The sequence below is a fragment of the Marmoricola sp. RAF53 genome, assembly GCF_052114005.1.
Lineage (GTDB): Bacteria > Actinomycetota > Actinomycetes > Propionibacteriales > Nocardioidaceae > Marmoricola.
In genome coordinates, this window is sequence record NZ_JBFRDX010000007.1 from 276,792 (window position 1) to 292,234 (window position 15,443).

Sequence of the window (15,443 nt, forward strand, 5' to 3'; positions counted from 1 at the left end):
CCTTCTGCTCGAACCGGGTGGGATGAGGTGCAACCTACTGGCCGGACGCTCGCTCCGACAGGATGCGGGCGGCCCGGCGCAGGTCCGAGCGGATCGCGTACGGCGCCAGCCGGGTCAGCACCGCACCGACGCCGAGACCGGCGACCGTGGCCTCGGCGGAGACGAGACAACCGGCTCCCGCCTCCTCGAAGGTGAGGGTGAGCTCGGCCCGGACACCGCGCCCGAGCTTCTGCCAGGTCCCCCGCTCCGTCCAGCGGCGCGGCCGGTCCAGCACCGTGGTCTCCATCCGCGGCCGCAGCCCCGGCGTGGTCACGTCGGTCCAGGTCTGGCCGACGGCCGGCTCGTCCGGCGACACGTCCAGGACCCGGCGCAGCGACGACTGCCACAAGGGCCGGTGGCGCGGGTCGACGAGGAAGTCGAAGGCGACCTCCGCGGGAACGTCGAACGGGACGCTCAGAACGTCTCCCCGGTCAGGAGCTCGTACGCCTCGACGTAGCGGGCCCGGGTGTGCGCGATCACGGCCTCCGGCAGCGCGGGCGGCCGCTCTCCCGACGTACGGTCCCAGCCGGACTCGGCGGAGGTGAGCCAGTCGCGCACGATCTGCTTGTCGTACGACGGCTGCGCGCGGCCGGGTTGCCAGAGGTCGGCCGGCCAGAACCGGCTGGAGTCCGGGGTGAGCACCTCGTCGGCCAGCACCACGGTGCCGTCACCGCGGGTGCCGAACTCGAACTTCGTGTCGGCCAGGATGATGCCCCGCTCACGGGCGATGTCCTCGGCCCGGCCGTAGATCCGCAGGGTCAGCTCGCGCAGCTCGGCCGCGCTCGCCTCCCCGACGGTGCCGGCCACGGCCTCGTAGGAGACGTTCTCGTCGTGGTCGCCCACGGCCGCCTTGGTGGCGGGGGTGAAGATCGGCTCCGGAAGCCGGCTGCCGTCCTCGAGACCGGCCGGCAGCGCGATCCCGCAGACCGCCCCGGAGTCCCGGTAGTCGAGCAGGCCGGACCCGGTCAGGTAGCCGCGCGCGACGCACTCGACCGGGAACATCGCCAGCTCCTCGCAGAGCACGGCGCGGCCGGCGACCTCGGCCGGCACGTCGGTGGAGACCACGTGGTTCGGGACCAGGTCGGCGAGCTGGGCGAACCACCACAACGACATCCGGGTGAGGATCGCGCCCTTGTCCGGGATGGTGCTGTCCAGCACGTAGTCGTAGGCGGAGATCCGGTCGCTGGCGACCATGAGCAGCCGGCCGGCCTGCTCGCCACCGGTCACCCGGTACAGGTCGCGGACCTTCCCGGAGTGCAGGTGCTCGGTACCGTCGATGGCCGGGGCTTCGGGGATGTTCAGGTCGCCGCTCACGGCGCGAGTCTACGAACCCCGCCGGTCGCGCCCCCCGGCGCCCGGCGGAAGTTCGCAGCACCCCCGACATCGCGGCGGATCCGATCCCCCGATTTACCCGCTTTCGCACCATATGCACGCGTGCCCGGCGCTGTCATCGGGTCTTCGGCCCCGTATCAGTAGCCCGAACGACTCAGTCCGAACGCCCGGACGACCCGGTCCCGGATCCCGCGCCGGACATCTCGGCCCACAGTGCCGGGTCGTCGGCCCGCAGCCGCGCCCGGGCCTTCCCGCGGTAACGCACGATCTGGACCAGCCCGACCGCCCAGAGCACGTACTGGAAGCTCATCGCCCAGCGGAACGCCGCGGGCGTGTAGTCCGAGGACGAACCGGGCGTGCGCCAGTCCAGGATCAGCCCGATCGCGATCACCAGGGTCAGGCTGGCCAGGAAGCCGGCCATGTTGATGATCCCGGTGGCGCTGGCCAGCCGCTCCGGAGGGTTGGAGGTCCGGCCGAGGTCGAAGCCGATCACCGAAGCCGGCCCGCCCAGGCCGGTGACGACGACCAGGACGACCAGGAGCCAGAGCGGTGCCTCGCCGGGCCAGGCCAGCACCACCGTCCAGACGGCGACGATCGCCAGCACGATGCCGATGACCAGGGTGGAGCGGCTCCACGGCCGCAGCCCGGTCCGCCAGCCCATCAGCGGCCCGGCGATCATGATCGCCACCACCATCACGGTCAGCAGCATGCCGGCGTCGGTCTCGCTGCGGCCCTCGCCCTTGACCAGGAACGGGAAGCCCCAGAGCAGGCCGAGCACGGTGGCGCTGAACTGGGTCGTGAAGTGCGACCAGAAGCCGAGCCGCGTCCCCGGGTGCGACCAGGAGGCCCCCAGGCTGGCCCGGATCGCGCGCGGGTCGAGGGCGCGGCCGCGGACGTGCCGGGTGCCCGGGGCGTCGTCGACGACCAGCAGCAGCGCCACCGTCATGACGATGCCGAGGGCGGCGGCGCCGAGGTAGGCCCGGGTCCAGCCGAGGTGGCCGAGCGCCCAGGTCATCGGAACGGCCGCGGCGATCGCGCCGAGCTGTCCGAGGACCCCGGTCACCTGGATCATGACCGGGATCCGGCGCGGCGCGAACCAGGTGGCGACCAGCCGGAGCACGCAGATGAACGTCATCGCGTCGCCGATCCCGACGAAGAAGCGCGCCAGCAGCGCCACCGGGTAGCTCTCCGCGAAGGCGAACCCGGCTTGGGCGCAGGTCAGCGTGATCGCGCCCGCGGTGAGGACAGCGCGCGGCCCGAACCGGTCCACGAGCAGGCCGACGGGGACCTGCATGGCGGCGTACACGAGCAGCTGGAGCATCGTGAAGGTCGCCAGCTGCGCGGCGGAGATGTCGAAGCGGTCCGAGGCGGCCAGGCCGGCCACCGCGAGCGAGGAGCGGTGGAAGACGGCCAGCACGTAGACGAGCAGAGCCACCGTCCAGACCGCGAGCGCAGGGCGGGCTCCGGTCCGTGCGCGCGCGCTCATGGACGCCATCGTCCCAGGCGCTGCACCTCCGCATGACCGGGCCACCCGCGGAGTCTCGGGGTCCGCGGGTGGCCGGTCAGCGGTTCAGCAGTGGTTCAGCGGTGGATCAGCTGCAGAGCAGCGGGAGCGGGACGAGCGAGCACAGGCCCTGGAGCGGGCCGCCTCCCAGGACCGCGCCGAGCAGGTTGGTCACGCTGTCGACCAGGTCGGTGAGGACCGACAGGCTCATCGCCCCCGGCAGCACCAGGCCGCCGGCGCCCGCGGTGCTCAGCTGCGCGACGATCTGCGCGACCACCTTGCCGACGAGGTCCTGCGCGGCCGTGCCGGCGAGCACCGACGAGACCTGCGCGGCCGAGAACTGACCGCCCATCAGGTTGGCCAGCGATGCCGCGTTCAGGCCGCCTCCGTTGAGCGAGGTCAGCATGGTGGTCAGCTGCGCCGGGTCGAACGCGTCGCTGATACCGGGCACCAGCGAGTCGAGGAGATCGGTCAGCTGACCGGCGTTCAGCGAGGACGACTGCCCCGTGATCGACTTGAGCAGGCCGAGCAGGTCGCCCAGCTGGCTCGGGTCGAGGTTGCCGAACACCCCGGCGAAGGTGGTCAGCAGCGCCGTCGGGTCGAAGGACCCCGGGACCGGCAGCTGCGCGAGCCCGGCGACCTGGCCGAGGAGGTGCGTGGCCAGACCGGTCAGCAGCGCCGGGTCCGCGAGGCCACCGAGCAGCTGGGTGACCTGGGCCGGCGAGAAGGCGCCGCCGAGCAGGGCCAGCGCGTCGGCCGGGTTGACCGGCGAGTCGCCGGCGACGGCGTTGAACCCGACCAGCATCGCGTTGAGCTGGTCCCCGGTGAGGACGCCCGAGACGCCCGGCAGCAGCCGGTCGAGGAGGGCGGTCAGCTGGCCGAGGTTGATCGGGCCCACGGCGAGGCCGTCGGCGACCGCGAGGATGTTGAGCGCCTTGCCGGTCGCGGCGGCGCGGGACGGCGAGGTCGGCGCGGTGCAGGCGTAGCCCACGCGGTGCTGTCGGTCGCCGACCGTCCTGGTGACGTTGCGGTACCGGGTGGCCGCCTTGGCGAGGGCCTTCTTGGCCTTGCGCACCTTCGCCGCGCTGTGCGACTTCTTGGCCTTCTTGACGGCCGTGCGGGCCTTGGCGACCTTGGCCTTGGCGACGCGCTGCTGCTTCTGCGCCTGGGCCAGGGCTGCCCGGGCGGAGCTGCACTCGACCGAGGCCGAGCTGTCGGCGGTGCGGACCGGCGACTCCGCGGCGTGCGCGGTGACCGCCGGCGCGAGACCGAGCGTCGTGGCCGCCACGGCGACCGCGAGCCCGGCGCGGGCGCGCCGGGAAATCTGACGTGAGACCTGCATCTGGGGATTCCTTCCCGTCGGCACCTCTTCCCTGAGGTGCACGTAGTCCCGCTCCTATCGGCAACGAGGCGGTCGGCCTGAGGCACCCGGCGGCCCGGACGGGACCCGGCTCTGGCACCGTGAGCCCATGGCGGAATCACCTGAAGCGCTGCACGCCCGGATCGTCGCCTCGGTCGGTGCCGACGGCCGGCTCCCGATGACGCCGGCCCAGTCCTGGGACGTCTTCCCGTGGGAGGTGGTCGACGGCGCGATGGTCCCGAAGGTGCTCGCCGAGCCGCTGGCCGCCGAGGTCCCGCGGATGGGCGAGCCCGGCGGTCCGGACTGCTCGGCCTGCGTCGGCGAGGCCGGGACCCTGCTGTGGGAGAACGAGGCCTGGACGCTGCGGCCGATGCCGCGCGGCGGCCTGCCGCTGGTGCTCATGCTCGAACCCAAGGAGCACCTCGACATCACCGACCTCAGCGACGAGCAGGCGGCGGAGGTCGGCCGGCTCCAGGTCTGGCTGACCCGGATCATGAGCGGCCTGGAGAACGTCGGCCGGGTGCACGTGATGCGCGTCGGCGACGGTTCGGCGCACCTGCACCTGTGGCTGATCTGCCGGCCGGCCCGGTTCGCCGGGATCCTCGGCTCTTTCGCCGTCGAGTGGGACGACATGCTCCCGCCGACGCCGGAGGAGACCTGGCTGGCCGACCAGCGGACGGTCGCGCGGAAGCTCGCGCTCCACGACGGCCGGTCGCTGGTCGGCTGACGCCTCCGGCGGCGCCCTACCTACCGACGCTCGTTGCTCCAGTCGACGAACCCGGTCGGGTCGTGCCGGCCGAAGGTGCCGTGCTCGAAGAGGCCGTGGCCGACCTCGCCGTCGCAGGTGGCCCGGGCGCAGTGGTCGATCACGCCGAACGGCGTACGGCCGACGACGGCCGGGTCGTCCATGGCGTAGCTGACCCGCTCGACGAAGTTCTCGCCCTTCCACTGGCCGTGCGTCCAGTCCGGGTCGCCGCCGTACCCGCCGCCGACGTGCAGCACCACGTTGGTCCGGGTCTCGACCTCGACCACGACGGGCTTGCCGTCGGTGCCGGTGCCGGAGATCCGCGCCCGCTCGGGGTGCCGGGTGCCGGGGGTGTAGTCGATGTCGATCGTCGGCCAGCCGAGCTGCTCCACCCGGCCGTCGTTCCAGACCCGGGTGCAGTCGTTGAGCGTGCGGAAGCCGTTGGCCTGCTCCTGGATGATCACCACGATCGAGAACGTCTCGAAGCGCATCGGCACGTAGAGCCACCAGAAGCCCTCCATCGGGGGCTCCTGCGGCCGGCCGGCCGGCTCCGCCTCACCGACCGGGCGGATGCCCCAGGACCGGTCCCGGCTGCCCATCCAGTGCGCCGGGTCGACGACGATCTCCTCGCCGTCGATCAGCAGCGCGCCGGACCAGGAGCCGAGCTGGGCGAACCGCTGCGCGTCCAACGTCGGCCGGCTGTCGCTGGCCAGCATCAGGTGCGGCAGCTCCTGCACCACGGGGTGCGAGCCCTCCCAGGTGAGGTCGGCGCCGAGGCCGTCGGTCTCCTCGACGACGATCCGGAGCTTCTGCAGCGGCTCGACCACCTCGAGCCGGTAGCCGCCGACGCGCTGGTCGAGCCGGTTCTGGTCGATCGCGTCGGAGAAGTGCACCGCTGTCTGGGTGTTGCCGCGGCGCACCAGCAGGTAGGCGTCCTTGACGGCCAGGTTCGGGTAGTAGCCGATCCCGGTCACCAGCATGGTGTCGCCGGAGGCGGTGTCCATGGCGTTGAAGTAGCAGCGGTCGTAGAAGTTCCGGTCGCTGCTGGCCACCCGGTTCGCCGGGAGCGGCGCCTGGTGGATCGGGTACTCGTCCATCGGGCCGATCATGCGGTCACCTCGTCGAGCAGTCGGGTCAGCAGCGGGGAGTGGTGCATCAGCTCGTCGGGTGTACCGGGCTTCTCGATCTCGCCGAAGTGCACCTGGCGGGCGCCGGTGCGCATGAAGACGATGCCCCAGAGCACGCCGGAGTAGATCTCGTACCAGCGCAGGTCGCCGGCCTCGACGCCGGTCAGCTCGGCGTACGTCGCCCGCACGTCCTCCGCGCGGAGCACGTCGGGCAGGCCCGGGAGCTCGAAGGCGCTGGAGATGCTCTGGAAGACCTGGTGCGCGAAGACGATCCAGCCGAGGTCGAGCTCGCGCGGGCCGAGGCCGGCCATCTCCCAGTCGAGCACCGCCACCGGCTCGAAGTCGCGGTAGAGGCAGTTGCCGATCCGGGAGTCGCCCCAGGAGAGCACCACGTTGTCGGGGGTGTCGGAGTCCGGCCAGTTCGCCTCCAGCCAGTCCAGCGCGCGCGGGACGATCTGCGAGTCGCCGATCTCCGCGGCGGCCCACTCGTACCAGGCCCGGGTGCGGGCGACGTGCCGGCGCAGCGGGGTGTCGCCGGGGGTCCCGTCGGCATCCAGGAAGGCGAACCGGGTGGCCGGGTCGGAGATCCCGTGGATGCCGGCGATCGCCTTGACCGTGCTGTCCTGGAGGCGGCGCTGGTCGGCCGGGTCGGCGTCGAAGAACCAGTTGTCGCCGAAGGTGTACGGCATCACGTCCGGCGGCACGATGCCCTCCAGGCGCTCCATGAAGAAGAACGGCTGCCCGAGGACCTCACCGGTCGGCTCCAGCCAGTGCACGGCCGGGACCGGGACGTCGGTGAGCTCGCCGACCAGGCGGATGGCCTCGTGCTGGTGGTCCATCCGGTACTCGCGGAAGACCGGCACGTCGCTCTGCGCCGGCGCCATCCGCATCACGTAGGAGCCTTCGCGGTGCCGGCCGTCCTCGGTCCACGAGATGTCCGCGAGGATCGTCTCGCTGGACATCCCGTTGGCGTCGGAGGCGCCGGACAGGACGACCTTCGGGTCGGCGCCGTCGGGCAGGTGCGAGGCGATCCAGGGGGTCAGGGCCGCCGCCATCGCGGCCTCGTCACGACTGCTGCGCTGCATCGTGAAATCGGCGGGTACGTCGTTCATCCCGCCAGAGAACTAGAACACGTTCTTGCCTGTCAAGGGATTCCCGCGATATTTTCTGATGCGCTTCAGTTATCTGTCCGCCGAGCCGAGGAGAGACGTTGAGCAAGGAGCCCGTCCCCCGCCGCCGCGGGCGCCCACGGCAGATCTCCCGCGACCAGATCGTCGAGGCAGCGGTCGGCCTCGGGACCGAGGACCTGCGGATGAGCGACGTCGCGAAGGCGCTCGACGTCGGCCCTGCCGCCCTCTACAACCACGTGAAGGACCGCGACGAGCTCCTCGCCCTGGTGGCCGCGCGGATCATGGAGGAGACCGAGTACGACGACTTCGAGCCAGGCGTCGGCGCCACCTGGCAGCAGTGGATCGTCGCCTTCGCCCGGGCGACCCGGGCCGCGATCGTCGCGCACCCGCAGCTGCTGCAGTACGTCCGCCTCACCAGCGCGCCGACCAGCCTGCGGCTGGACCGGATCGAGCACCTCGCCGCGGTGATGGACGAGGCCGGCTTCAGCACCGCCGACGTCCAGCACTGCGTCCAGCACGTCTACACGCTGGCACTCGGCGAGGCCTGGCAGCACGCGCTGGCCGGGGACGGCGAGGACCCGCAGTTCACCGAGTTCGGCAAGGGGGTCACCGAGCGCTCCGCCGACCTGCCGCACCTGGCCGACATGCTCGCCGCCCGCCCCGAGGCCGACGACCAGTTCGACTTCGCCCTCGAGGTGCTCCTCGGCGGTCTCGAGCACCGGCTCCGGACCCGCTGACCGGACACGCCTGCGCAGATCCCGCATTTACCTCTATCTTTAGTTCTCAGATCAACTTTGATTCTGAGGAGTGAGCGATGACGCGGTCGCCCGGCCCGGACTTCCTGATCATGGGTGCGCCCAAGGCGGGCACGACCGCCCTGCACGCCGCCCTCTCCCTGCACCCGCAGGTGCACGCCTCGGTGCCCAAGGAGGCCAAGTACTGGCTCTGCGACGACGCACCGCCGCCGGCCTGGCGCGGCCCGGGCGACGCGCACTCCCAGCAGGAGTGGATCTGGCGGCGCGAGGACTACCACCGCCTCTTCGCCGGCGCGGAGCCCGGCCAGCTCCGCGGCGAGAGCACCCCGTTCTACCTGTGGAGCCGCGGCGCCCACCGCCGCATCGCCGACGCGCTGCCGGAGGCGAAGCTGATCTCGGTGGTCCGCGACCCGATCGACCGGGCCTACAGCAACTGGATGCACCTGTGGTCCGACGGCCTCGAGCCCGAAGCCGACTTCGTGCGCGCCTTCGAGCTCCAGGACGAGCGGGTCGCGGCCGGCTGGGCGCCGTTCTGGCGCTACCGCGACCTCGGCCTGTACGGCGAGCAGTTCGCCCACCTCTTCGAGCACATCGACCCGCGGCGCAACCTGATCCTGCGCTACAAGGACATCATCGACGAGCCGGTCCTCACCCTGAACCGGGCCTGCGAGTTCCTCGGCATCGACCCGGACCTGGTCACCGAGATCCCCCGCGACAACGCCCGCAGCTACGCCGAGCCGGGGTGGCGGACCCGCGCCTTCGGCCCGGTCGTGCGCGCCGGTGCCTGGCTCGGCCAGTACGCCCGCCCCGAGGTCTGGCGTGCCGCCAGCGTCCCGCTGGTCGGCCTGCTCACCGGGAGCGACGAGACCCACCGCCCGCACCTGACGCCCGAGCAGCGGGCCGCCCTGCTGCCGGCTTTCGAGGAGGACGTGCTGCGCTTCTCGAAGCTGATCGGCCAGGACTTCAGCGACTGGCTCGACACGTCCAGCCGCGGGTCGTTCCTTCAGCGCACCGAGGTCACCAGGTCGTGGGCGCCGTCGGACCTGGCGGCCTCGAAGTAGAACCGGGTCCGGCCGTCCGGCAGCAGGACCGCGGTCGCGTAGCGCAGCGCGCCGTCGGCGTGCGGCGAGGACAGCGGCTCCCGGGCGGTGTCGGCGACCAGCCGGTTGCCGTCCCAGGTGGCGACCCCGGTCCGCTCGTACCAGTTCGAGGCGGCGTCCGGCCGGCCGTCGTACAGGACGGTGACGGGGTCCGCGGCGATCACCGCCGTGACCCGGGCACCACGCTCGTCCCAGGCGCCGGGCCGGCCGCGCAGCACCTCGCCCTCGTCGGTCCAGGCCAGGCCGTCCGGGCTGGTCAGCCGGCGGGTGGTCATCCGGTCCTCCTCGCCGACGTCGGTGAGCGGGTGGCAGCACAGCCACATCTCCCAGGTGCCGTCGGGCAGCGCCCGGACCACCGGGTCCTTGACCGCGGTGACGTCGTCGCCCGGCAGCACGACCCGGCGGGCCCCGCCGGGAAGCTCCGCGGGGGTCGCGGCGGTCAGGCTGTCGACCCACCAGTGCTTCGAGCCCGGCGTCGCGCAGGAGAGGTAGAGCCGCCAGCCCACGCCCGGAACGGGGACCAGGACCGGCCGCTCGAAGGACTCCGCGCCGAACTCCTCGCGGCGTACCCGCGCCACCTGCTCGAACCGCTCGCCGTCCTCGGAACGGGCGACGACCACCGCGACGCCGCGGCCGTCGGTGAGCGGCCGGCGCTCCCGCCAGGTCAGCCAGAAGACCCCGTCGACGAGCACGGCGGACGCGGCTCCCGACCAGTTCCCGACCCCGGGTCCCGGAGCGGGGACGACCACGGTCGCGTCGTCGTACGACGGCAGCGGGAGCTGGGCGGTGTCGGTGACCATGCGACCAGCATAGTCGAGCGTTTGCCTAGACAATAAGTTCCGGGAAACGGGTCAGAGGATGTCGCCCGGCACGTACGACGCCGCCGCGGGATCGGACTTCACGACCTCCTCGACCCGGCGCACCACTTCCTGCGTCTGCGCCACGGCCGCCCCGGTGAACTCGATCGGATCGGCGACGAGCGCCGCGATCTGCTCCCGGGTCAGCCCCAGGCGGGTGTCGGCGGCGAGCCGGTCGAAGAGGTCGTTCACGGCCAGGCCCTGGCGCATCTCCAGGGCCACGCCGACCGCGTGCTCCTTGATCGCCTCGTGCGCCTCCTCGCGGCCGACGCCGTTGCGGACCGCGGTCATCAGCACCTTGGTCGAGGTGAGGAACGGCAGGTAGCGGTCGAGCTCGCGCTGGATCACCGCCGGGAACGCGCCGAACTCGTCGAGCACGGTGAGGAAGGTCTGGAACAGCCCGTCGGTGGCGAAGAACGCGTCCGGCAGCGCGACCCGGCGCACCACGGAGCAGGACACGTCGCCCTCGTTCCACTGGTCGCCGGCGAGCTCGCCGACCATCGACAGCTGACCGCGCAGGATCACCGCGAGACCGTTGACCCGCTCGCACGAGCGGGTGTTCATCTTGTGCGGCATCGCCGAGGAGCCGACCTGGCCCTCCTTGAAGCCCTCGGTCACCAGCTCGATGCCGGCCATCAGCCGGATCGTGGTCGCCAGGTTCGACGGGCCGGCCACCACCTGCACGAGCGCCGAGACGACGTCGAAGTCCAGCGACCGCGGGTAGACCTGGCCGACGCTGGTGAAGACGTGCGCGAAGCCGAGGTGGGCCGCGACCCGCTGCTCCAGGTCGGCGAGCGCGACCTCGTCGCCGTCGAGCAGGTCGAGCATGTCCTGGGCGGTGCCCATCGGGCCCTTGATGCCGCGCAGCGGGTAGCGGGCGACCAGGTCGTCCAGCCGCGCCAGCGCCACCAGCATCTCGTCCGCGATCGTCGCGAACCGCTTGCCGAGCGTGGTCGCCTGCGCGGCGACGTTGTGCGAACGCCCCGCCATCACCAGGGACTCGTGCTCGCTCGCCAGCCTGGCCAGCCGGGCCAGGGCCGCCACCACTCGCTGCCGGACCAGCGCGAGCGAGGAGAGGATCTGCAGCTGCTCGACGTTCTCGGTCAGGTCGCGCGAAGTCATCCCCTTGTGGATGTGCTCGTGCCCGGCCAGCGCGGAGAACTCCTCGATGCGCGCCTTCACGTCGTGCCGGGTGACCCGCTCGCGGGCGGCGATCGAAGCCAGGTCGACCTGGTCGACGACAGCCTCGTAGGCCTCGACCACGCCGTCGGGCACGTCGATGCCGAGGTCGCGCTGCGCCTTCAGCACGGCGATCCAGAGCTGCCGCTCGAGCACGATCTTGTGCTCGGGCGACCAGATCGCGGCGAGGTCGGCGCCCGCGTAGCGGGTGGCGAGGACGTTCGGGACGTTCACGGCTTGATCTCCCCTGCCGCGGCCTTCGCCGCGATGTCGGTACGGAACTGGGCGCCGTCGAAGCGGATCGCCCCGACCCCGGCGTAGGCCTTCGCGCGGGCGTCGGCCAGGTCGTCGCCGACGGCGGTGACGGCCAGGACCCGGCCGCCCGCGGTGACGAGGTCGCCGTCGACCAGCGCGGTGCCTGCGTGGATGACGTCGCAGCCGCCTGTCTCGGCCTCCGCGACCCCGCTGATCACGTCACCGTTGCGCGAGGACTCCGGGTAGCCGGCGCTGGCCATCACGACGGCGAGCGCGGTGCCGGCCTTCCAGCGCGGCGGCGCCACCTCGTGCAGCACGCCGTCGGCGGCGGCCTTGAGCAGCACGCCGAGCGGCGAGTCGAGCAGCGCCATCAGCGGCTGCGTCTCGGGGTCGCCGAACCGGGCGTTGAACTCGATCACCTTCACGCCCCGGGAGGTGAGCGCGAGACCGGCATAGAGCAGGCCGGAGAAGACGGCGCCGCGGCGGGCGAGCTCGTCGACGGTCGGCTGGAGCACGCGGGCGAGCACGTCGGCGACCAGACCGTCGGGCGCCCACGGGAGCGGGGTGTAGGCCCCCATCCCGCCGGTGTTCGGGCCGGCGTCGCCGTCGAAGATGCGCTTGAAGTCCTGCGCCGGCTGCAGCGGGTAGACGGTGGTGCCGTCGGTGATCGCGAACAGCGAGACCTCGGGGCCGTCGAGGAACTCCTCGATCACGACCCGCTCGCACGCGGCGGCGTGGGCCAGCGCGGCATCCCGGTCCTCGGTGACGACGACGCCCTTGCCGGCGGCGAGCCCGTCGTCCTTCACGACGTACGGCGGCCCGAACGCGTCCAGCGCGTCGGCGGCCTCCTCGACGGTGGTGCAGACGCGCGCCAGCGCGGTCGGGACCTCCGCGGCGCCCATGATGTCCTTCGCGAAGGCCTTCGAGCCCTCGAGCCGGGCCGCCTCGGCGGAGGGGCCGAAACAGGAGATGCCGCGCTCGCGGACCGCGTCCGCGACCCCGGCGACCAGCGGCGCCTCCGGGCCGACGACGACCAGGTCGGCGCCGAGGCGGACGGCGAGGTCGGCGACAGCGACCGGGTCCATCGGGTCGACGGCGTGCAGGGTGGCGAACGCTCCGATGCCCGGGTTGCCGGGGGCGGCGTGCACCTCGGTGACCGAGGGGTCCCGGGACAGGGCCAGGGCGAGCGCGTGCTCGCGGCCGCCGGTGCCGATGACGAGGGTCTTCACGGTGAGCAAGAGTAATCGCCCCGCGCGCACCGGCCGTCCGGCCGGTGCTGGCGAGAGACGAAACTTCAGGCGGTGATCCCCTGCGCTGCGGGAAGTCGTACGCCGCGCTCGTCGGCGTGTACCGGGACGGCGACGAGGTCACCGACGACTTCCGACGCACCGCGCGTGCGATCGTCGGCCTCGACTGACGCCGCTCAGCCGACGGCGACGACCTTGCAGGTGAGGTCGAGGTCGGTCGCGAACACCTTCTCGACGACCCACGGCACGTGCCCGCCGGGCGGTACCGACACCTGGGTCTGCGCGTAGTTGATCGGCGTCTTCCCGTCCAGGAAGTACACGGTGATCTGGTAGCGCTTGGCCTTCCTCGCGTCGTTGGTCACCCGTCCGGTCGCCTGCTGTCCGCCTTCGTCCAGCGCGTCGCACGAGCTCACCTCGACCTGCTCGGCCTTGGCCTTGACGTTGTGCAGCGTGCCCAGGGCCGGGACCGGGTACCGCGCCAGCGCGTGGCCGCCCGGGACCGGCTCCGCGTGGCGGTCATGATCCCCCCCGCTTGGCAGGGAGACCGCGATCCGGGCGGCCACCGCGACGGCGACCAGGGCCAGCGCCGCGAGGACCCATGGCTTCGCGTTCCGGGACTTCCGTTCCGTGCCACCTCTTCGCGACTCGCTCATGCCTGCTCCTCCTCGTCCCGCCGACGCCGAGCACCGGCGATGATGAACCACGACCCGAGGCCGAGCAGGGCCACCGCCGCCGCCAGCATCGCCCGGGAGAACGCGGCACCCGTCGACGGCAGGAATCCGCCCGGCCCCTGACCGTCTCCGTTGCCGTTGCCGTTGCCGGTGCCGTTGCCCTGGGTGTCGTCCGCGGGCGGCGCCACGAGGTGCTCGGTGACCGCGACGGACGCGGTGTCGGCGTTGGAGGTGACGACATCACCGACCGTCGCCCCGGCCCGCAGGCCTCGGGAAGCCGAGGAGCCTCCGGAGACGACGCCCTTGACCTGGGCACGGTCCGTCACCAGTCCGGCCTGGGCGTCGGCACTCGTGATCGTGTGCAGCGCCGTGCTGACGCACTTCGTGACCTGGCCAGGCTCGAGGGCCGTGGCAGCACACGTCATCGCGCTGGTGTCGCTGTCGGTGACCGCGAGCCGGGCTACCCGGAGGGTGCCGGTGTTGGTCAGCGTGCCGTGCCAGGTGATCTTCTCGCCACGGTCCGCGTCACCGTCGCCGTTGGCGTCGTCGTACGTGCCGCTCAGCCGCAGGGCCAGGCCGGCCTCGGTCGCGACCGTGAAGGTGACCTCCGCCGACGGGTCGCTCTTGTTGCCGGCCGGGTCGGTCTGCGTCGCGGTGAAGGTGTGCTCACCCTCGGAGAGCGGCGTCGTCGGGGTGCAGGACCACGTCCCGTCCTTCTCGACCTCCGCGGTGCAGATCGTGTTGCCGTGCAGGTCGACGACCGTGACGGTCGCGCCCGGCTCCCCCGTGCCCGTGACGACCGGAGAGTTGTCGTGCAGCTCCGAGCCGTTCACCGGCCCGGTGATGACGGGAGGTTCGGGAGCGGTCATGTCCACCGTGAACGTGATCTCCCCCGACGGTCCGCTGACGTTGCCCGCCGGGTCGACCTGCGTAGCGGTCAGCGTGTGCTCACCCTCCGGAAGCGGGGTCGACGGGGTGCAGGACCACGAACCGCCCTGCTGGACCGTCGCGGTGCAGACGGTGCCGCCGTTCTCGTCGACCACCGTCACCACCGCACCCGCCTCACCAGTACCCGTGATCGTCGGCTTCGTCGTGTTCACCACCGCACCCTCGGCCGGGCCTTCGATCACCGGAGCGTCCGGCGCTGTCGTGTCGATCGTGAACGTGACCTCCTTCGACGCTCCGCTGACGTTGCCGGCCGGGTCGACCTGGGTCGCGGTCACCGTCTGCGGRCCCTGCGGCAGCGCCGTCGTCGCGTCACACGACCAGGTGCCGTCCAGCTGGACCGTCGCAGAGCAGACGACGTTGCCGCCCGCGTCMGTGACCGTCACCTTCGCACCGGCCTCGCCAGTGCCCGTGATCGTCGGCGTGGTGGTGTTGACCACCGCGCCCTCGGCCGGGCCCTTGATCACCGGCGCGGCCGGCGCRGTGGTGTCCACGGTGAACGTCACCTGGTCAGGCAAGCTCGTGTTACCCGCCGGGTCGGTCTGGGTCGCGGTCAGCGTCTGCTCACCCGCCGGCAGCGCCGTCGTCGCGTCACACGACCAGGTGCCGTCCAGCTGGACCGTCGCAGAGCACACGACATTGCCGCCCGCGTCAGTGACCGTCACCTTCGCACCGGCCTCACCGSTGCCGCTGATCGTCGGCGTGGTGGTGTTCACCACCGCACCCTCAGCCGGACCTTCGATCACCGGAGCATCCGGCGCGTCGGTGTCCACGGTGAACGTCACCTGGTCAGGCAAGCTCGTGTTACCCGCCGGGTCGGTCTGCGTCGCGGTCAGCGTCTGCTCACCTGCCGGCAGCGCCGTCGTCGCGTCACACGACCAGGTGCCGTCCAGCTGGACCGTCGCAGAGCACACGACCTTGCCGCCCGCGTCGGTGACCGTCACCTTCGCGTCCGCCTCACCGGTGCCGCTGATCGTCGGCGTGGTGGTGTTCACCACCGCACCCTCGGCCGGGCCTTCGATCACCGGAGCGTCCGGCGCTGTCGTGTCGATCGTGAACGTGACCTCCTTCGACGGTCCGCTGACGTTGCCGGCCGGGTCGACCTGGGTCGCGGTCACCGTCTGCGGACCCTGCGGCAGCGCCGTCGTCGCGTCACACGACCAGGTGCCGTCCAGCTGGACCGTCGCAGAGCAGACG

The 15,443-nt window shown here is 72.2% G+C and carries 15 protein-coding genes; 4 read left to right on the forward strand and 11 right to left on the reverse strand.

The annotated features are described in order from the left end of the window. Nucleotides 1-34: 34 nt before the first annotated feature. The 4 genes from AB4Y76_RS09090 to AB4Y76_RS09105 all read right to left on the reverse strand — a co-directional run bounded on the left by AB4Y76_RS09090 (nt 35) and on the right by AB4Y76_RS09105 (nt 4,217). Nucleotides 35-565, reverse strand: a complete 531-nt coding sequence (locus tag AB4Y76_RS09090; protein WP_441924394.1) for an SRPBCC family protein — start codon at nt 563-565, stop codon at nt 35-37. Further along, nucleotides 454-1,353: a phosphoribosylaminoimidazolesuccinocarboxamide synthase gene (locus tag AB4Y76_RS09095; protein ID WP_441924352.1), complete on the reverse strand. Its 900-nt coding sequence runs from the start codon at nt 1,351-1,353 to the stop codon at nt 454-456. Before AB4Y76_RS09095 ends, AB4Y76_RS09090 begins: the two co-directional genes overlap by 112 nt. A gap of 172 nt (nt 1,354-1,525) precedes the next feature. Next, nucleotides 1,526-2,857: an MFS transporter gene (locus tag AB4Y76_RS09100; protein WP_441924354.1), complete on the reverse strand. Its 1,332-nt coding sequence runs from the start codon at nt 2,855-2,857 to the stop codon at nt 1,526-1,528. 106 nt (nt 2,858-2,963) lie between these two features. Continuing rightward, entirely contained in the window at nt 2,964-4,217 is a 1,254-nt protein-coding gene (locus tag AB4Y76_RS09105) for a hypothetical protein (RefSeq protein ID WP_441924356.1), read from the reverse strand. Between the two features lie 127 nt (nt 4,218-4,344). Here AB4Y76_RS09105 and AB4Y76_RS09110 point away from each other — a divergent pair, with 127 nt between their 5' ends. Then, complete coding sequence (locus AB4Y76_RS09110) at nt 4,345-4,962, forward strand: hypothetical protein (RefSeq protein ID WP_441924358.1); 618 nt, start codon at nt 4,345-4,347, stop codon at nt 4,960-4,962. A 20-nt stretch (nt 4,963-4,982) separates the two neighbouring features. Here AB4Y76_RS09110 and AB4Y76_RS09115 read toward each other — a convergent pair whose 3' ends face one another. Together AB4Y76_RS09115 and AB4Y76_RS09120 are read right to left on the reverse strand one after the other, a co-directional pair. Next, nucleotides 4,983-6,089, reverse strand: coding sequence for a hypothetical protein (locus AB4Y76_RS09115; protein ID WP_441924360.1), 1,107 nt, complete (start codon nt 6,087-6,089; stop codon nt 4,983-4,985). After that, nucleotides 6,086-7,219: a phosphotransferase family protein gene (locus AB4Y76_RS09120; protein WP_441924362.1), complete on the reverse strand. Its 1,134-nt coding sequence runs from the start codon at nt 7,217-7,219 to the stop codon at nt 6,086-6,088. The genes AB4Y76_RS09115 and AB4Y76_RS09120 overlap by 4 nt, the downstream gene beginning before the upstream one ends. A gap of 98 nt (nt 7,220-7,317) precedes the next feature. On the opposite strand from AB4Y76_RS09120, the gene AB4Y76_RS09125 reads away from it, so the two are divergent. Together AB4Y76_RS09125 and AB4Y76_RS09130 are read left to right on the forward strand one after the other, a co-directional pair. Continuing rightward, nucleotides 7,318-7,974: a TetR/AcrR family transcriptional regulator gene (locus AB4Y76_RS09125; RefSeq protein ID WP_441924364.1), complete on the forward strand. Its 657-nt coding sequence runs from the start codon at nt 7,318-7,320 to the stop codon at nt 7,972-7,974. Nucleotides 7,975-8,051: 77 nt separating this feature from the next. Then, nucleotides 8,052-9,053 carry a sulfotransferase family protein gene (locus tag AB4Y76_RS09130; protein ID WP_441924366.1) on the forward strand — a complete coding sequence of 334 codons (1,002 nt, stop codon included), beginning with the start codon at nt 8,052-8,054 and terminating at the stop codon, nt 9,051-9,053. On the opposite strand, the gene AB4Y76_RS09135 is transcribed toward AB4Y76_RS09130, so the two are convergent. From AB4Y76_RS09135 to purD, 3 genes are read right to left on the reverse strand one after another with little or no spacing between them, the layout of a single operon-like run. After that, nucleotides 8,996-9,892, reverse strand: coding sequence for a hypothetical protein (locus tag AB4Y76_RS09135; protein WP_441924368.1), 897 nt, complete (start codon nt 9,890-9,892; stop codon nt 8,996-8,998). The genes AB4Y76_RS09130 and AB4Y76_RS09135 overlap by 58 nt on opposite strands. 51 nt (nt 9,893-9,943) lie before the next feature. Further along, complete coding sequence (purB, locus tag AB4Y76_RS09140) at nt 9,944-11,362, reverse strand: adenylosuccinate lyase (RefSeq protein WP_441924370.1); 1,419 nt, start codon at nt 11,360-11,362, stop codon at nt 9,944-9,946. Further along, the gene (gene purD / locus AB4Y76_RS09145; protein WP_441924372.1) at nt 11,359-12,612 is read right to left on the reverse strand and encodes a phosphoribosylamine--glycine ligase; all 1,254 of its coding nucleotides are present in this window, start codon (nt 12,610-12,612) and stop codon (nt 11,359-11,361) included. Before purD ends, purB begins: the two co-directional genes overlap by 4 nt. Before the next feature lie 44 nt (nt 12,613-12,656). Here purD and AB4Y76_RS09150 point away from each other — a divergent pair, with 44 nt between their 5' ends. Beyond that, a complete protein-coding gene (locus tag AB4Y76_RS09150) occupies nt 12,657-12,800 on the forward strand; it encodes a hypothetical protein (protein WP_441924374.1) in 144 nt (47 codons plus the stop codon). Between the two features lie 6 nt (nt 12,801-12,806). On the opposite strand, the gene AB4Y76_RS09155 is transcribed toward AB4Y76_RS09150, so the two are convergent. Both AB4Y76_RS09155 and AB4Y76_RS09160 read right to left on the reverse strand, forming a co-directional pair. Beyond that, nucleotides 12,807-13,283 carry a hypothetical protein gene (locus AB4Y76_RS09155; protein WP_441924376.1) on the reverse strand — a complete coding sequence of 159 codons (477 nt, stop codon included), beginning with the start codon at nt 13,281-13,283 and terminating at the stop codon, nt 12,807-12,809. Then, nucleotides 13,280-15,443: Ig-like domain-containing protein (locus AB4Y76_RS09160; RefSeq protein ID WP_441924378.1), on the reverse strand; the 2,164-nt coding region annotated here is incomplete at its 5' end. The genes AB4Y76_RS09160 and AB4Y76_RS09155, both read right to left, overlap by 4 nt.

Excerpts from the sequence above, each read along its gene's own strand:
- AB4Y76_RS09130 (WP_441924366.1), top strand. The coding sequence starts at position 8,052 with ATGACGCGGTCGCCCGGCCCGGACTTCCTGATCATGGGTGCGCCCAAG.
- AB4Y76_RS09100 (WP_441924354.1), bottom strand. The coding sequence starts at position 2,857 with ATGAGCGCGCGCGCACGGACCGGAGCCCGCCCTGCGCTCGCGGTCTGG.
- AB4Y76_RS09115 (WP_441924360.1), bottom strand. The coding sequence starts at position 6,089 with ATGATCGGCCCGATGGACGAGTACCCGATCCACCAGGCGCCGCTCCCG.
- AB4Y76_RS09155 (WP_441924376.1), bottom strand. The coding sequence starts at position 13,283 with ATGAGCGAGTCGCGAAGAGGTGGCACGGAACGGAAGTCCCGGAACGCG.
- AB4Y76_RS09110 (WP_441924358.1), top strand. The coding sequence starts at position 4,345 with ATGGCGGAATCACCTGAAGCGCTGCACGCCCGGATCGTCGCCTCGGTC.
- AB4Y76_RS09120 (WP_441924362.1), bottom strand. The coding sequence starts at position 7,219 with ATGAACGACGTACCCGCCGATTTCACGATGCAGCGCAGCAGTCGTGAC.
- AB4Y76_RS09105 (WP_441924356.1), bottom strand. The coding sequence starts at position 4,217 with ATGCAGGTCTCACGTCAGATTTCCCGGCGCGCCCGCGCCGGGCTCGCG.
- AB4Y76_RS09135 (WP_441924368.1), bottom strand. The coding sequence starts at position 9,892 with ATGGTCACCGACACCGCCCAGCTCCCGCTGCCGTCGTACGACGACGCG.